The 15,326-nt window shown below is 59.6% G+C and carries 14 protein-coding genes; 7 read left to right on the forward strand and 7 right to left on the reverse strand.

All coding sequences use genetic code 11. The features are described from left to right. Positions 1-178: 178 nt before the first annotated feature. On the reverse strand, positions 179-1,348 hold the full coding sequence (gene dinB, locus V6936_RS14735; protein ID WP_268885614.1) for a DNA polymerase IV: 1,170 nt from the start codon (positions 1,346-1,348) through the stop codon (positions 179-181). Positions 1,349-1,561: 213 nt separating this feature from the next. On the opposite strand from dinB, the gene V6936_RS14740 reads away from it, so the two are divergent. The 5 genes from V6936_RS14740 to V6936_RS14760 all read left to right on the forward strand — a co-directional run bounded on the left by V6936_RS14740 (position 1,562) and on the right by V6936_RS14760 (position 7,169). After that, positions 1,562-3,133 (forward strand): ABC transporter substrate-binding protein, encoded by a 1,572-nt coding sequence (locus V6936_RS14740; protein WP_003800630.1) that lies wholly within the window; start codon positions 1,562-1,564, stop codon positions 3,131-3,133. Positions 3,134-3,287: 154 nt separating this feature from the next. Then, positions 3,288-4,274, forward strand: coding sequence for an ABC transporter permease (locus tag V6936_RS14745; protein WP_131071126.1), 987 nt, complete (start codon positions 3,288-3,290; stop codon positions 4,272-4,274). Position 4,275: 1 nt separating this feature from the next. Beyond that, positions 4,276-5,190, forward strand: a complete 915-nt coding sequence (locus V6936_RS14750; RefSeq protein WP_003800632.1) for an ABC transporter permease — start codon at positions 4,276-4,278, stop codon at positions 5,188-5,190. 3 nt (positions 5,191-5,193) lie between these two features. Further along, positions 5,194-6,168, forward strand: coding sequence for an ABC transporter ATP-binding protein (locus V6936_RS14755; RefSeq protein ID WP_003800633.1), 975 nt, complete (start codon positions 5,194-5,196; stop codon positions 6,166-6,168). Further along, on the forward strand, positions 6,165-7,169 hold the full coding sequence (locus tag V6936_RS14760) for an ABC transporter ATP-binding protein (RefSeq protein WP_059318404.1): 1,005 nt from the start codon (positions 6,165-6,167) through the stop codon (positions 7,167-7,169). Before V6936_RS14755 ends, V6936_RS14760 begins: the two co-directional genes overlap by 4 nt. A gap of 135 nt (positions 7,170-7,304) precedes the next feature. Here the strand turns inward: V6936_RS14760 and panD are convergent, their stop codons facing one another. Then, a complete protein-coding gene (gene panD, locus V6936_RS14765) occupies positions 7,305-7,868 on the reverse strand; it encodes an aspartate 1-decarboxylase (RefSeq protein WP_003800635.1) in 564 nt (187 codons plus the stop codon). Between the two features lie 261 nt (positions 7,869-8,129). Between panD and V6936_RS14770 the strand changes: the two genes are divergently transcribed. After that, entirely contained in the window at positions 8,130-8,909 is a 780-nt protein-coding gene (locus V6936_RS14770) for an ABC transporter ATP-binding protein (protein ID WP_003800636.1), read from the forward strand. A gap of 332 nt (positions 8,910-9,241) precedes the next feature. Here the strand turns inward: V6936_RS14770 and V6936_RS14775 are convergent, their stop codons facing one another. Then, complete coding sequence (locus tag V6936_RS14775; protein WP_003800637.1) at positions 9,242-9,859, reverse strand: flavin reductase family protein; 618 nt, start codon at positions 9,857-9,859, stop codon at positions 9,242-9,244. Between the two features lie 161 nt (positions 9,860-10,020). Between V6936_RS14775 and V6936_RS14780 the strand changes: the two genes are divergently transcribed. Continuing rightward, positions 10,021-10,998: an AraC family transcriptional regulator gene (locus V6936_RS14780; protein ID WP_336580043.1), complete on the forward strand. Its 978-nt coding sequence runs from the start codon at positions 10,021-10,023 to the stop codon at positions 10,996-10,998. 9 nt (positions 10,999-11,007) lie between these two features. Here V6936_RS14780 and V6936_RS14785 read toward each other — a convergent pair whose 3' ends face one another. Genes V6936_RS14785 through V6936_RS14800 form a run of 4 tightly spaced genes read right to left on the reverse strand, consistent with a single transcriptional unit; the run spans position 11,008 to position 15,322 of the window. After that, on the reverse strand, positions 11,008-12,600 hold the full coding sequence (locus V6936_RS14785; RefSeq protein ID WP_336580044.1) for a phytoene desaturase family protein: 1,593 nt from the start codon (positions 12,598-12,600) through the stop codon (positions 11,008-11,010). A gap of 1 nt (position 12,601) precedes the next feature. Next, positions 12,602-13,213: a flavin reductase family protein gene (locus V6936_RS14790; RefSeq protein ID WP_003800641.1), complete on the reverse strand. Its 612-nt coding sequence runs from the start codon at positions 13,211-13,213 to the stop codon at positions 12,602-12,604. 25 nt (positions 13,214-13,238) lie between these two features. Then, on the reverse strand, positions 13,239-14,483 hold the full coding sequence (locus V6936_RS14795; RefSeq protein WP_003800644.1) for a styrene monooxygenase/indole monooxygenase family protein: 1,245 nt from the start codon (positions 14,481-14,483) through the stop codon (positions 13,239-13,241). 56 nt (positions 14,484-14,539) lie between these two features. After that, positions 14,540-15,322, reverse strand: coding sequence for an SDR family oxidoreductase (locus V6936_RS14800; RefSeq protein ID WP_003800645.1), 783 nt, complete (start codon positions 15,320-15,322; stop codon positions 14,540-14,542). Positions 15,323-15,326: the final 4 nt, after the last annotated feature.

Below are 15,326 nucleotides of genomic sequence, written 5' to 3' on the forward strand. Positions count from 1 at the left end.
GCCTGGGACAATGGTCATCTGGCCGCGGATTGTCCCTTTTCTGGTACACATCCGCGCCCTGGCAGGCGCCAAAGCGTTTTAAGCCTGAAGTCTTTACGCAGTAACGGGGTGGAGGTGGCTAAGGCACGTCTGTCTAAAACCTGTCATCCAGGCAGCAGCCTGGCAAAGCGCTGCCTGCCTAAAACAAACCGTCCAGATCCAGTTGCCGAGGCTGCTCCTGCGGCATTTCACTGATAGGCAGCAAAGCGCTGGCTTTCACACCCAGCAAGCGCAAACGTCTGTCCAGCACGGCGCGTTTCAAATTCTGGCGGGCGGCGGCCAGAATGGCATCGGCCGCCAGCACCGGAGTGGGCAGGGACAGGTCGCGCGTCACGATTTTGAAGTCCTCGAACTTCAGCTTGATGCCTATGGTTTGGGCGCACATGGCAGATTTGCGCAGATCCTGCTCCAGCTTTTCACACAAGGACTCCAGCACCGAGGACAGGCGGGAGCGATCCATGCGCACGTGCAGATCACGCTCAAACGTGGTTTCACGGCTGATGGACTTGGGGGTGCGATCCGTCGTCAGGGGACGGTCGTCCTGGCCGTGGGCCACGGCCATCAGCCACTGTGCATACCGCAGGCCAAAATGCTCCTGCAGCTTCTCCGCCGGGGTGGCCGCCAGCTCTCCAATCTGCCCAATGCCCAGCTCTGTCAGCTTGAGTACCGACTTGGGGCCAATCCCATTGATCTTGCCCACCGCCAGCGGCCAGATGCGGGTAGGCACATCGTCCATGGTCAGCACGCAGGCCCCATTGGGCTTGTTCAGCTCCGAGGCAATCTTGGAGAGCAGCTTGTTGGGAGTAATGCCCACGGAGCAGGTCAGGCCCGTGGCCTGGTTCACCGCTTGGCGGATCTGCTCGGCCAGTGCGTGGCTGTCTTCGGTCTTATGACTGAGGTCTACATAGATCTCGTCGATGCCCCGGTCCTCGATATGGTCCGAGACCGTGGCCACGGCCTGTTTAAACAGACGCGAATAATGGCGATAGGCTTGAAAATCTGCAGGCAGCAAGATGGCGTCGGGAGCCAGTTGAGCCGCCTTCATTAAACCCATGGCCGAGAACACGCCCAACTGGCGTGCTTCATAGGTAGAAGTCGTGGCCACCCCGCGCCCCACGTAATCGGCCAGACGGGCATGTTGCCAGCTGCCGTCAGGCAACTGACGCGGCGCATCAGCACTGCGCCCGCCGATCACCACGGGGCGGCCACGCAAATGCGGGTAGCGCAGCAGCTCTACCGAGGCATAAAACGCATCCATATCCACATGAGCGATGCGTCGCTCCAGAGGGGTTTCTTCTTGTCCCGTCACCACGGTCAGCCTGTTAACTGTATATACGTACACCATTATAGCGACAAGCGGGCTGGACGCTGGGGGCTACTGAATAAGCGGCAAGATGATATAAATCACTAATTATCGTTACGCTGACGGCGAGCTGAAACTACGTATTGAACCTGTGCCAAGCGCCCGGTTACTATGCAGCCTCTCTATCAGCGACACCAAGCACCCCAACAGGAGGTTTTCATGAAAAAAACAGTATTGGCTGCTGCGCTGGCAGCTCTGGTCTCCCTGCCCCTGGTAGGCCACAGCAAGACGCTTACCTGGTCCAGCCAGGGTGACTTCATGACCCTGGACCCCCATGCTCAGAACGAAAACCTCACCATCACGGGCAGCATGTATGTCTATGAGCCCCTGGTGGACTACGACAAAGACTTCCAGATCGTGCCCAGCCTGGCTACCGCCTGGGAGCAGCGTGAACCCACCGTCTGGCGCTTTACCTTGCGCGAGGGTGTGAAGTTCCACAATGGCGAACCTTTTACGGCTGACGACGTGGTGTTTTCCATCCAGCGCGCCATGGCGCCAACGTCCAACTTCAAGGCCTACGTCAACGGTATCGTCAAAGCAGAAAAGGTGGACGACAAGACGGTGGATATCATCACCGCCGCCCCCAACCCCGTACTGCTGCGCCAGTTGACCAGCGTGTTCATGATGAACAAGGACTGGGCTGAAAAGAACAAGGTCACCCAGCCCCAGGACTTCAACAAGAACGAAGAAACCTTTTCGGCTCGCAACACCAACGGTACTGGTCCTTACAAGCTGAAGTCGCGTGAAGTGGACGTGCGCACCGTCTTTGTCGAAAACGAAGAATGGTGGAACAAGGGCAACAAGGTAGGCAACATCACCGAAGTGGTCTATGTGCCGATCAAGCAGAACGCCACCCGCACCGCCGCCTTGCTGTCCGGCGAAGTGGACCTGGTTCTGGACCCACCGGCACAGGATTTGCAACGCCTGCGCCAACAGTCCAAGATTGTGGAAGGCAACGAATACCGCACCATCTACCTGGGTCTGGATCAAAAGAGCCCCGAGCTGAAATACAGCAGCATCAAGGGCAAGAACCCGTTTGCCGACCAGCGTGTCCGTGAAGCCCTGTATGTGGCCATCGACATTGAAGCCATCAAGAAAGCCGTGATGCGCGGTTCCTCCGCCCCCACCGGCACCATGGTGGCCCCTCAGGTTCACGGCTACACCAAAGAGCTGGCCCAGCGCCTGCCTTACAGCCAGGATCGCGCCAAGGAGCTGCTGAAAGAAGCCGGTTACGACAATTCCCTGACCTTTACCCTGGATTGCCCGAACGATCGCTACATCAACGATGAAGCCATCTGCCAGGCCATCGTGGGCATGTGGGCCAAGGTCGGCGTGAAAGCCAACCTGAACGCCATGCCACGCGCCACCTACTTCCCCAAAGTTCAGAGCTACGACAGCAGCGCCTACATGTTTGGCTGGGGCGTGCCGACCTTTGATGCGCTCTACACCCTGCAAAGCCTGATGCACAGCAAGGGCGAGGGCGCTGACGGCTCCTTTAACTTCGGTAACTACGAAAACGCCGAAGTGGACGCCTTGATTGATCAGATCAAGACCGAAACCGACGTGGCCAAACGCGATGCTGCCATCCACAAGGTTCTGGAAATCCATGCCAAGGAAGTGGGCCACATCCCCTTGCATGACCAGATCATTCCCTGGGCCATGGCCAAGAAGGTCAACGTGATCCACCGTGCGGACAACCGCCTGCTGGCTCAATGGACCACTATCGACTAAGTTTTTCCCCACCCCAGCCCCGCCTTCGTGCGGGGCTGGTTCCCATTACCTTGTAGTCATCCGTTTCTACACCAGCCCCCTTGCCGGGCCCTTTCTACACATTAAGGACGACACTGGTCGCGAGTGATCCTCGCGCTCTACCAGGAGACCGCCTATGCTGGTATTTATTATTCGCCGTCTCATCCAGGCTGTTCTGGTGATGCTGACGGTCAGCCTTCTGGCTTTTGTGCTGTTCCGCTACATTGGTGACCCGGTCACCATCATGCTCGGACAGGACGCCACCGAACAAGATCGCGTGGAACTGCGTGCCAGCCTGGGGCTGGACCAACCCGCCCCCGTGCAATTCGCCCGCTTTGTCTCCCAGGCCGTACAAGGCGAATTTGGTCTGTCCCTGCGGCAAGCCCAACCTGTTTCCACGCTACTGAAAGACCGCCTGCCTGCCACGGTAGAGCTGTCCGTGGTGGCCGCCATACTGGCCCTGCTCATTGGCCTGCCACTGGGCGTCTACACCGCCTTGAAGCGCAATGGGTTCATGGCACAGAGCATTCTGGCCTTTTCCCTGCTGGGGATCTCTCTGCCCACCTTCCTGATCGGTATCTTGCTGATCCTGATCTTCTCGGTACAGCTGGGCTGGCTGCCCAGCTATGGCCGCGGGGAAGTTCTGAAGTTTGGCTGGTGGAGTACCGGCCTGCTTAGCTGGGACGGGATCAAGCATTTAATCCTGCCCGCCATCACGCTCTGTTTGTTCCAGCTCACCTTGATCCTGCGTCTGGTTCGCTCGGAGATGCTGGAAGTGCTGCGCGCCGACTACATTAAATTTGCTCGTGCCCGTGGCTTGTCACAACGCGCCATCCACTTTGGTCACGCCCTGAAAAACACCATGGTGCCGGTCATCACCATTACGGGTCTGCAACTGGGCGGCATTATCGCTTTTGCCATCGTGACAGAAACCGTTTTCCAATGGCCAGGCATGGGTCTGCTGTTTATCCAGGCCGTGCAGTTTGCCGACATCCCCGTGATGGCCGCCTACCTCTGTCTGATTGCCCTGGTCTTTGTGGTGATCAACCTGCTGGTGGACTTGCTGTATTTCCTGGTCGATCCACGTCTGCGCACCCAATTGTCGGGCGCCAAGGGGCATTAATATGTTCGCTAAATTGAAAAATGCCTGGGATAGCGATCTGGTCTGGTCCTGGCGTCACTCCCCCGTGGCCATTGCGGCCACCATCATGGCCCTGCTGCTGTTTATCGGCGCACTGGGTGCCCGCTGGGTGGCTCCTTACGACCCATTCGATCTGACCTCCATCGACCTCATGGATGCCTTGCTGGCCCCGGCCTGGTCGGAAAACGGTTCCCCCCAATACTGGTTGGGGACTGACAGCCAGGGCCGCGATCTGTTTTCGGCGCTGCTGTACGGGACGCGTACCTCCTTGCTGATCGGACTGGCCTCGGTGGCCCTGTCCATGATCGTGGGCATCGTGCTGGGGCTTCTGGCCGGTTACTCCGGTGGCCGTGTCGATGCCTTCATCATGCGGGTGGCCGATGTACAGCTGTCTTTCCCGGCCATCCTGATTGCCTTGCTGATCGACGGCGTGGCCCGTGCCGTCTTCCCCTTGAGCATGCACGATGTTGTGGCCTTTCCTGTGCTGATCGGGGCCATCGCGCTGGCCGGCTGGCCACAATATGCCCGTACCGTGCGCGGTTCCACGCTGGTGGAAAAGAACCGTGAATACGTGCAGGCTGCTCGTGTCATTGGCGTGTCCTCGCCACGCATCATGTTCAGCCATGTACTGCCCAACGTCATGGGTCCGGTTCTGGTCCTGGCTACCGTGCATCTGGCCACCGCCATCATTACCGAGGCCACCCTGTCCTTTCTGGGCGTGGGCGTTCCAGCCACCTCGCCGTCGCTGGGCACCCTGATCCGCATCGGTAACGACTTCCTGTTCTCGGGCGAATGGTGGATCACGATCTTCCCCGGCCTGATGCTGGTACTGCTGGTGCTGTCGGTCAACCTCCTGGGCGACTGGTTGCGTGACGCCCTGAACCCCAAATTGAGCTGAGCCATGACTGCACTCTTAACTGTCCAAGACCTGTGTGTCGAATTTCCGACCCGGCGCGGCGTGCTCCAAGCCCTGGATCATGTGTCCTTTTCCATCGCTCCCGGCGAGGTGCTGGGCGTGGTGGGCGAGTCCGGCGCCGGCAAATCCCTGACGGGTTCCTCCATTATTGGTTTGCTCGATGCCCCCGGTCGCATCAGCGGTGGCCAGATCCTGCTGGAAGGCGAGCGCATCGACAATCTGAATCAGGACCAGATGCGCAAGATTCGTGGCCGCAAGATTGGCGCGATTTTCCAGGACCCGCTCACGTCGCTGAACCCGCTCTATACCGTAGGCCATCAGTTAGCCGAGACCATCGTCACGCACCTGCCCCTGTCCTGGAAACAGGCACGGGAGCGCGCCATCGAATTGCTGGAAGCCACCGGCATCCCGGCCGCGCGTGAGCGTATCGACCACTATCCGCACCAGTTCTCCGGCGGCATGCGCCAACGGGTGGTGATTGCGCTGGCCCTGGCGGCCGAGCCCAAGCTGATCGTGGCCGACGAACCTACCACCGCCCTGGACGTGTCCATTCAGGCGCAGATTATCGACCTGCTCAAAACACTCTGTCGCTCGCAAGGCACCTCGGTCATGCTGATTACCCACGATATGGGGGTGATTGCCGAAACTGCCGACCGCGTGGCGGTGATGTACGCCGGTCGCATCATCGAAGTGGGCCCGGTGCAAGATGTCATTCAACAGCCCAGCCACCCCTATACCCGTGGTCTGATGCGTTCCATCCCCAATCTGCACGGTGGGCTGGAACGTCTGGAACAAATCCCCGGCAGCATGCCGCGGCTAAATGCCATTCCGCCCGGCTGTGCGTTCAATCCACGCTGCGACCGACGTTTTGATCGCTGCCTGGTCGAACGCCCCGAGCTGATGCCCGTTCCCCCTCAGACACAGGCAGCCTGCTGGCTGCATGCACAGGAGTCCGCATGAGCGCCCCAAAACAAGCCCTGGTCCAGGTCAAGGACGCCGCCTGCTGGTTTGATGTGTCCCCGCCCTTGCTGGAACGTCTGGTCTACCGCAAACCCAAAGTCAATCTGCGCGCGGTCGATGGTGTCAGCTTCACCTTGAACAAGGGTGAAACCCTGGCGCTGGTGGGCGAATCGGGCTGCGGCAAATCCACGGTGGCCCGTTTGCTGACGGGCCTGTATTCGCTGACACGCGGCGACATTCTGTTTGATGGTCAGTCCCTGCAATCCATGGACAAGGCCAGCCAGAAAGCCATGCGCAAGCGCCGTCAAATGATTTTTCAGGACCCCTATGCCAGTCTGAATCCACGCTGGCGCGTGGGCCGCATTATTGCCGAGCCGCTGGTTACCCACACGGACATGAGCCCTGCCCAGCAGCAGGCCAAAGTGGCCGAGCTGCTCACCCAGGTAGGCCTGAACGCCAGTGATGCCCAGCGCTATCCGCACCAGTTCTCCGGCGGTCAGCGTCAGCGCATCTCGATTGCCCGTGCTCTGGCCTTGCAGCCCGAGTTCATCGTCTGCGACGAACCGACCTCGGCGCTGGACGTGTCGGTGCAGGCACAGGTCCTGAACCTGATGAAGGATTTGCAGCGCGAGCTGGGGCTGACCTATCTGTTCATCTCGCACAACCTGGCCGTGGTGCACCACGTAGCCGACCGGGTGGGTGTCATGTATTTGGGCCGAATTGTGGAAATTGCGCCACGCGACGACTTGTTCGCACAGCCCCGTCACCCCTACACGCGCATGTTGCTGGGAGCCATTCCCGACATGAGCGGGGCGGGTAAAAGCCGCATTCCGGTAGCGGGCGAAGTCCCCAACCCGCTAAACCCACCTTCGGGCTGTACATTTCACCCGCGCTGCCCGCTGGCCAATGATCGCTGTCGCCGCGAAGCCCCGGCCTTGCTGAAAGCCGGGCCGCAGGAAGTGGCTTGTCATGCCGTAGAAGAAGGGCGCGATCAGGCTTGATGTAAAAACGCTGCGGTCACTGTCAAAGGCAGTGGGTGCAGCGTTTCTTTTATTCTTGTCGACAACCACGCCTGAATGCGCAGGGTGAGGATGTCCTGATGAACAGCCGGGCCATGACGGCCCGGCACTGCCAGATCAGTTTTGTGCAGCGGCAGGCGCGAAATCAGCCAGATGGCAGGACAGGATATCGGCAATGGCACGATCATCCAGGCCACGCGAACGCAGATCCGCGGACAGGGCATCCACGTCGACCCGGGCCAGTGGGCGCTCGGCACCGCGAGGACGCTCGTCGCGTACCACACGGAAGTCGTAATCACGCTGGGCCGTTTTGGCCACTTCATAATGCATGACTTCGTCCACTTCATTTTCAGGCGTAAACGTCAGCACGGTAGGGCGCAGGGAATACAGATCTTCGGAGTTCATCACGTATTCAGTGGCGCAAATGATGACGGTGTCGCCTTTTTGACAGGTGCGGGCTGCCGCGCCGTTCAACACCACGCAGCGCGAGCCGGGTTCACCGAAAATCACATATGTAGAAATACGGGCTCCGCTGTCCTTATTCCAGATTTCCACAAACTCCATGGGTAAAATGCCCGCTTGTTCGCAGATTTCCGGATCCAGGGTGATCGAGCCGTGATAGTTCAAGTCGGCACCGGTCACCTTGATACCATGCAGCTTGGCACGGACCACTTTTTTCATGACAACACTCTCTAGAAACAGGTCCCCGAATACGGACACCTAAGCTTGGCTAACACGCGGTTTGCGCCGCGCCCTTAGCCCGATCAGGGCTGGGGGAAAGACTGCATCATAAACCCAGAAATGCGCGCAAATCCGTTTAGACCCACAGATTTGTACGGGAAAACCACAGGTCCAATGATTTTCCTGGCGGCCAGTCTGTGCTGTAATCCCCTCTGCCGCCTCGCACCGGTCTTTTTTATTTTCAATACGATACCGCTTTCCATGCCCAACCTGCTCATCGAGAATATTCACAAACGCTACGGCTCCCTGGAGGTCCTCAAGGGAGTCTCTCTCAGCGCGGAACCCGGTGACGTCATCAGCCTGATCGGTTCCAGCGGTTCGGGCAAAAGTACTTTCCTGCGTTGCATCAATTTCCTGGAAACACCCAACTCCGGCCGTATCGTCATCAAGGGCGAGGAGCTGAAAACCCGTCTGGACCCCAAAACGGACGAGCTGGTTGCGGTCGACAAGCAACAACTCAAACGCTTGCGTACCAGTCTGGCCATGGTTTTTCAGCACTTCAACCTGTGGTCTCACATGACCGTGCTGGAGAACATTACGGCCACGCCCATTCATGTACAGGGCATGGACAAGGCCCAGGCCATTGCCAAAGCCGAACAGTATCTGGACAAAGTGGGGCTGTCGCGCGATCTGGCCAAGCAGTACCCGGCCTTTTTGTCCGGCGGCCAGCAACAACGTGTGGCCATTGCCCGAGCCCTGGCCCTGGAGCCCGAAGTCATGCTGTTTGACGAGCCTACCTCGGCACTGGACCCGGAGCGGGTCGGTGAGGTATTGCGCGTTATGCAGAATCTGGCCGAAGAAGGGCGCACGATGGTGGTGGTCACTCACGAAATGAGCTTTGCCCGCAATGTGTCCAGCAAAGTGGTGTACCTGCACGAGGGCCTGATCGAAGAAGAAGGCCCACCGGAAGAAGTGCTGGTGTCGCCACGCAGCCCTCGATTGGCACAGTTCCTGGCGGCGGGTGGTTCGTCCAAGGGCTAAGATCTGCGCCTACGGTGCGCAGTGCGACTTGACGGGTCTTTGACGGCCTCTTTCAGGTCGCTCAGATCGACAGGTCATCGGGCTAGTGAGAAGCAGCAAGTTCGCTGAGCCTGCCCGACTGCGACATTACCGAAACACCTGATAGCCGGAGCGCCGGGCCGCCGGATGTGCCTCGACAGGCCAAACCGCCTAAACACTCCGGCTCCCCCTGAGCCCACATAAAACCAACGGCGCCTTGCGGCGCCGTTGGTTTGTCATCCTGGGCATCCTTGCCTGCAAGCCTGCTCAATAGCGGCCCAGCAGCGCTTCTGACGCCTGTTGCTTCATGCCGCTCAGGACTTGGGGCGTGGCATATCAAACAAGGTCAGATCTGTAATCTCAAAATAATCGCCGGGGCCGCCGCCACGCAGAATCGGGCGGGGGATGGCGGTGCGGTAAATGCCGTCCACAATGCTGTTGGGCGACACATGCACACCCACCACTTCACCCAGAACCATCCAGGTATTCAGGTCCTTGCCTTCCGAGTCTTTCAACTGAAAATGGGTCGTCACCTTGCACTCCAGCGAGGCAGGGCTCTCGCCCACACGGGGGGCATCGATCAGGCGGGAGTCCGCAGGTGTCAGGCCAGCAACTTCAAATTCGCGCACGTCCTGTTCCAGGCTGGTCATGTTCATGGGCTCGGCCAGATCACGCGTGGCCAGGTTCCAGGTAAAAACGCCGGTTTCAATGGCGTTGCGCACGCTATCCTTGTAGCCCACGCTGGAAAAAGCGATGACGGGAGGGCGGTAGTTAAACACATTGCAGAAACTGTATGGGGCCAGATTCAGCACGCCATCCTTGCTTTTAGTGCCGATCCAACCAATGACACGAGGACCCACAATCGAGCTGATGGGGTCGTGGCGCAGTCCATGGCCTTGGGTGGGTTCATAAAAGTGAAAGTCTTTCTGCACGGTTCTCTCGATTAATAAACACAAGAAACTAAACGGGACTGCGGGAAATCCCGATGGCCCACTGATATACTTTACAACTAAAATAAAGCCGCTGCAAACCGTTGAAACTCAAGGTTTTACGTCTCCTTCCTGTCTTTCAGAACCATCTAGGCGCATGAAACATGGAAAATAAGCCCGATCACTGGGCACGTGTAGCTTCTGCTGACCTGGAACAGGTGCGCAAATCTGTCAGCGACATGATCAAGTCGCACCAGCTCAAGCAGTTACGTGCCGACCAGACCCTGCAAACCCGGCTGCGCCACGCCCAGTTTGGTCAGGTCGCCTTGAGCCGCCTGGGCTATGGCGCCGACGTCCACATTCAACCCGATCATCTGGCCGGTTTTTACCTGATCCAGATGCCTCAGTACGGCACCGCCAAGGTGCGCTGCGGCAATCAGACCGTGGACTCCAGCCCCTATGCGGCCACCATCCTCAACCCCAACGAGGATGTGGATATGATCTGGCACGCCAATAATGAGCAATTAATGCTCAAGATCGATCGCAATCTGGTCGAGCAGGCCGCACGCGGCATGGGCCTGGATGTGGGCCCGCAAGGTTTGCTGTTTCCGGTGCGCCTTCAGGCGCATACCCAGCCTTCCTGGCAAATAATGCTGCGTTATGTGCTGGACTGCGCGCGCAACTACGAGGACATCCGACGCTCTCCGCTGATTATCAACCAGCTGGAGCAATTGGCCGTGACGACCCTGCTGGACCTGCACCCGCCTGCCCAGATTCAGCCGGTCAACCCGACCCGCATCCTGCCGCGCCATCTGAAAAAAGTCGTCAGCCATTTGCATGAACAGGCTCACCTGCCTGTCACGGTGGACGAGCTCAGCGCCATTGCGGGCGTCAGTTCGCGCACGTTGCAACAGGCTTTCCGGGATCACTACGGGGTCAGCCCCATGCAGTATCTGCGCCAGGTTCGGCTGGATCGTCTGCGCCACGAACTGATTCACTCCAACGAACCGCATCTGACACTGGCCGATCTGGCCATGCGCTGGGGCTTTGCCCACCAGGGCCGTTTCAGTGCCGAATACCGCAACCGCTTTGGCGAAACGCCCAGCGAAACTTTGCAGCGGGTGCGCGGCGGTCAGCACTGAAGCAGCGCCTCACCCTTTCAGGATGCGCTGGGCCGCCAGATAGCCGGACTGCCCGCCCAGGCCTGGACCCGGATGCACCGACGCACCAATATGGTGCAGATTGCGCCAGGGGGTGGCGCCACTGCGCGCGTTCTTGTGTCCCGCAAAAGGACGCATGAAAAAGAACTGATCGGGCGAGCACACACCGCTGTAGGGGTCGCCCCCGACCAGATTCATGTTCAAGGCTTCCAGGTCCGCCGGGCTGACGCTGCGACGCCCGATAATCTTGGCGGCCAAGCCGGGCATGACCGTTTCCAGTCGGGCCAGCACACGGTCGGCCATGGCCTCGCGCACTGCCTCGTTCCAGCGCCCATCAGCGGGCACGGCAATTTCGCCTGCCTCGTCACCTTTGATATGACGGGGCAACTCCTGCATTTGAACCCACAAAATCCAGTGTCCTTCCGGCGCGCGGCTCACATCCACGGCCACCGGCTGACCGACGGCCAGCGTCGGTTTGGCGGGCAGATAGCCATTACTGGCCGTCACCACCGAGGAGCAAACCTGCTCCATGCTTTCGGTGACATGCACCATGGGAACATGGCGCAATTCCGGGTCCACCCAGTCGGGCGGCGCATTCAAGGCAAAATGAATCTGCATGCCGCCCCGGCCATAGTGATAATCCTGCGCAGACTTCACCAGAGCGGGTGGTGCATCCGGCACCAGATCACCATACAGCTGGCCGGGCGTGACATTGCATACCACGGCACGACGCGCCAGATAGCGCTGGGCGCCGACACACACGCCGCTCGCCTTGTTCCCCTCGACCAGCACCCGATCCACATGCGAGTTGGTCAGAACCGCCCCCCCTGCTTGTTCAATAATGCGGGTAAACGCTTTCACAATCTGGTCACTGCCACCTTTGACCACGGGCATGCCGCCGCTGACCACGGCACTGAAGGTCAGCTTGCCGATCAGGGCCGAGCTGGCCTCGTCCGGGCCCAGGCCACTGTGCAGCACCCAGGGCGCAATCATGGCGCGGGCCAGATCGCTGCGCAGATCGCGCATGGCCCAGCGTCGGAAACTTTCCAGGGCCTGCGAACCGAAGGACATCAAGCCATCCAGCCCGCGTTCACGCCAGGCCCCAAAAGCCAGCTTGGCCATCGGCCAGCGGTAAGGCTCACCCCCGAGCAGGCCAAACACCAGGCCGGCATCCGGGCCAAACATGCGGGCCGCCATGGCTCCCAATGCATCGCCTTCACCCGGCATCACGGCATTGAAACGGCGTACCGTATCGTCCATATCCTGACGCAAGGCCAGCGCCGGTCCCCCCGGAATGGCCAGTCCCGTGCTGTATTCACCCTTGACGAACTCCAGTCCCGCCTTGGCCAGGGGTTCGGCCAGCGCGGCATAAGACGCTCCCCCCATAAAGAGGGGATACCAGCTCGACAGAACATCGTGGGTAAAGCCGGGAAACAGCTCCTCGGTACGGATACAGCCTCCCGCCACCGCATTGCGCTCCAGGACGGTCACCGACAGGCCGCGCTGGGCCAATAGGGCGGCGCAGGTCAGGGAGTTCATCCCGCTGCCGACAATAACGACATCAGCGCTATGCGCGTCACTCATTTCAACGCTCTCCGTCCGGCGTGGTCAGGCTGGCGAAACGACCCCGGTGAAATACCGCGGGCTCGTGCTCGGTCAAGGTGGTGTGACGCACCACACGGCCAATGAACAAGGTATGGTCACCCCCTTCGTGCTGACGGTAGTTCTCGCATACAAAGGTCGCGACACAATCGTCCAGCAAGGGCACGCCTTCCTCGCCATCCACATGCGAGACCAGCGCAAACTTGTCCTTGACCTGGGAATTGGCAAAGCCCAGGGCCACAGGCACCTGCTCCTGGCTGATCACGTTGATGGCAAAGTGGCTGCAGTTCTCAAACACCGCCAGATTGGGAGAATGATTCACCAGACTCCACATCACCAATGGCGGCTCCAGCGACAAGGATGTAAAGGAGTTGATCGTCAGCCCCACCGCCCGGCCATCAGGACAACGTGTGGTGACAATGGCCACCCCCGTTGGAAAATGGCCCAGTGCCTGGCGAAACGCACGGCTATCGACCACATTCAGATTGGACGGTGTGGGTTTGGCGTCAGCGGCTGCCAACGCTTGGGCAGACACAGCCTGCCGCTGGGCAGCGGTGGGGGACGAGGAGTCTTGCAGCGTTGCGGTGGGGGTCATGGTACGTCTCCTTGAATACGGTCTATCAGGCAGCCACAGACTGACTGCGCGTTTTCTCAATCAAATCCTGAGCGGCGGTCAAATCTTCCCAGGCCGGGAACAGCACCGGCGGGTGGTTAAAACTGTTGGCCAGGAAGTGGGCCAGAGCAGGCGATTGCTGGGCCGAAGTCAGCAAGGCGAACGAAGAATCGGTTGGCGGCTTCAACATGGAGTTGGTCCAGCGCACCACCAGATTGGCGTAATCCCAGTAACGCTCAAACGTGGCCTGCATCCAGTCACGGTCAAACGCGCCTTCACCGCGTTGCAGGATGCTGTCCAGATATACCTGGGCGGCTTTGGCAGCATTATTGGAGCCTTGGCCAGTAATGGGATCGTTCACGACGACGGCATCACCCAAGCCCAGCACCATGCGGCCCGACGGCAAGGTCAGCACAGGTTTGCGTACGGTGGGAGGGAACGCGCCAGACAGGTAACCCTGGGCATCGGTCAGTTCAACATTACGGGCACGATCTGCTTCCCAAGGCAGAAATTCACGCAAGAATGACAGGCTTTGTTCCAGATGCGCCTCTGGCGTCTTGGCCTCGCGGAACCGATCCAGCGGACCACCGGGCACCCCTTCAAACACCATGATGTCGCACGGACCCGACAGCGTCAGCGAAGGAAACACAAAGTATTCGCCCACACCCGGAATGAAGTTAAACGACACACGCGAGTACTCAGGCGTAGGCTCCAGACCGTGTACGTAGGTCAGGGCCAGAGCGCGCTGGGGTTTGTCGTACATGGAGCGCTCATCGTCACGCTCGAACAGTTTGACCACTTCGCCCTTGCCGGCAGCCAACATGGTCAGATCGTATTCCTGGGTGATGCGCTCCAGTTCAGCCACGCCCACATCTTCCATGATCAGCTTGCCGCCGCGCTGCTCGAACACTTCCAGCCAGTAAGGCATCTTTACGCGCTGGTCAGTTGCCTGGGCTTCACGATCCAGACGGCCACTCCAATCGACGGCCTTGGTGTCAGGCTGTTCAGGGTTGGGCAGGGCAAAACCGATGCCCTGCACGGGTGGACATTCGTCGTCCCAGAAGTTCAGGCCCAGACGGCGCTCTACATCCAGCGCCTCGGCAAACATGCACTGGCTGGACATCACGCGGCCACCACGAATATCGTCGGGACTGCGGTTGGTGAAAACGGCTACGTCGTAGCCCTTGGCCAAAAGACCGAATGCAACGGGCATGCCAGCCTGGCCAGCGCCCACAATAGCAACTTTACGCATGATTTTTTCCTTCTGAGGGAGCGAGGGATGCCATCGACGCGGCATCCCGGTTTTTCTTATTCAGCCAGCTTGGGGATGGCCGGTACCCCTTGCTCAGGGCCCATGGCCGAGTAACCGCCATCCACGGCGTAATCCGCCCCGGTGACGAAACTGGCCGAATCCGAGAGCAGGAAGGCCACGACTTCACCCACTTCCTGGGGGTCACCCACGCGGCCCAGCATGTGAAAAGCTGAAGCCACACGATCAGTTTTGGCGCGGTCACCGCCGGTCAGCTCATCCATCACGCGCGACCAGATCCAGCCGGGCGAGACCGAGTTGACGCGAATACCGTCAGGGGCAAAGTCCAGGGCCATGCTGCGTGTCAGTTGGAGCAGGGCGGCCTTGGAGACCGGATAGAGCCAGCGTCCGGTTTGCGCAATTGACGAGGAGATGGAGGTGAAGTTGACGATGGAGCCCCCTCGCGGCAACAAGGGGCGCACCGCCTTGGCCGCCTGCACCGCGCTGACCAGATTAATGTCCAGCGCCTTGAGCCAGTCCGCACGGCTGGACGCCATGCCTTCATCCAGATAGGAGCAGGCCAGATTGACCAGACCATCCACACGACCAAAGTGCGCTTTCACCTGCTCAATGGCGGCATTCAGGCTGTCATCGCTGGTAATGTCCACTTCCCAGAATCTGGCCTTGGCAACGTCGTTGCCAACGGCGATCTGCCCGCCTGCGGCATCAATGTCAAACACAGCCACTCGGGCGCCGTAGCCCATCAGCACCTCGACCACGCCGGCGCCCACTCGCGTGGCGCCGCCGGTCACGATGACTACCTTATCCTTCAGTCCTTTCATGTCG

This window comes from Alcaligenes sp. CHO6 (assembly GCF_037120595.1).
Classification (GTDB): domain Bacteria; phylum Pseudomonadota; class Gammaproteobacteria; order Burkholderiales; family Burkholderiaceae_B; genus Alcaligenes; species Alcaligenes ammonioxydans.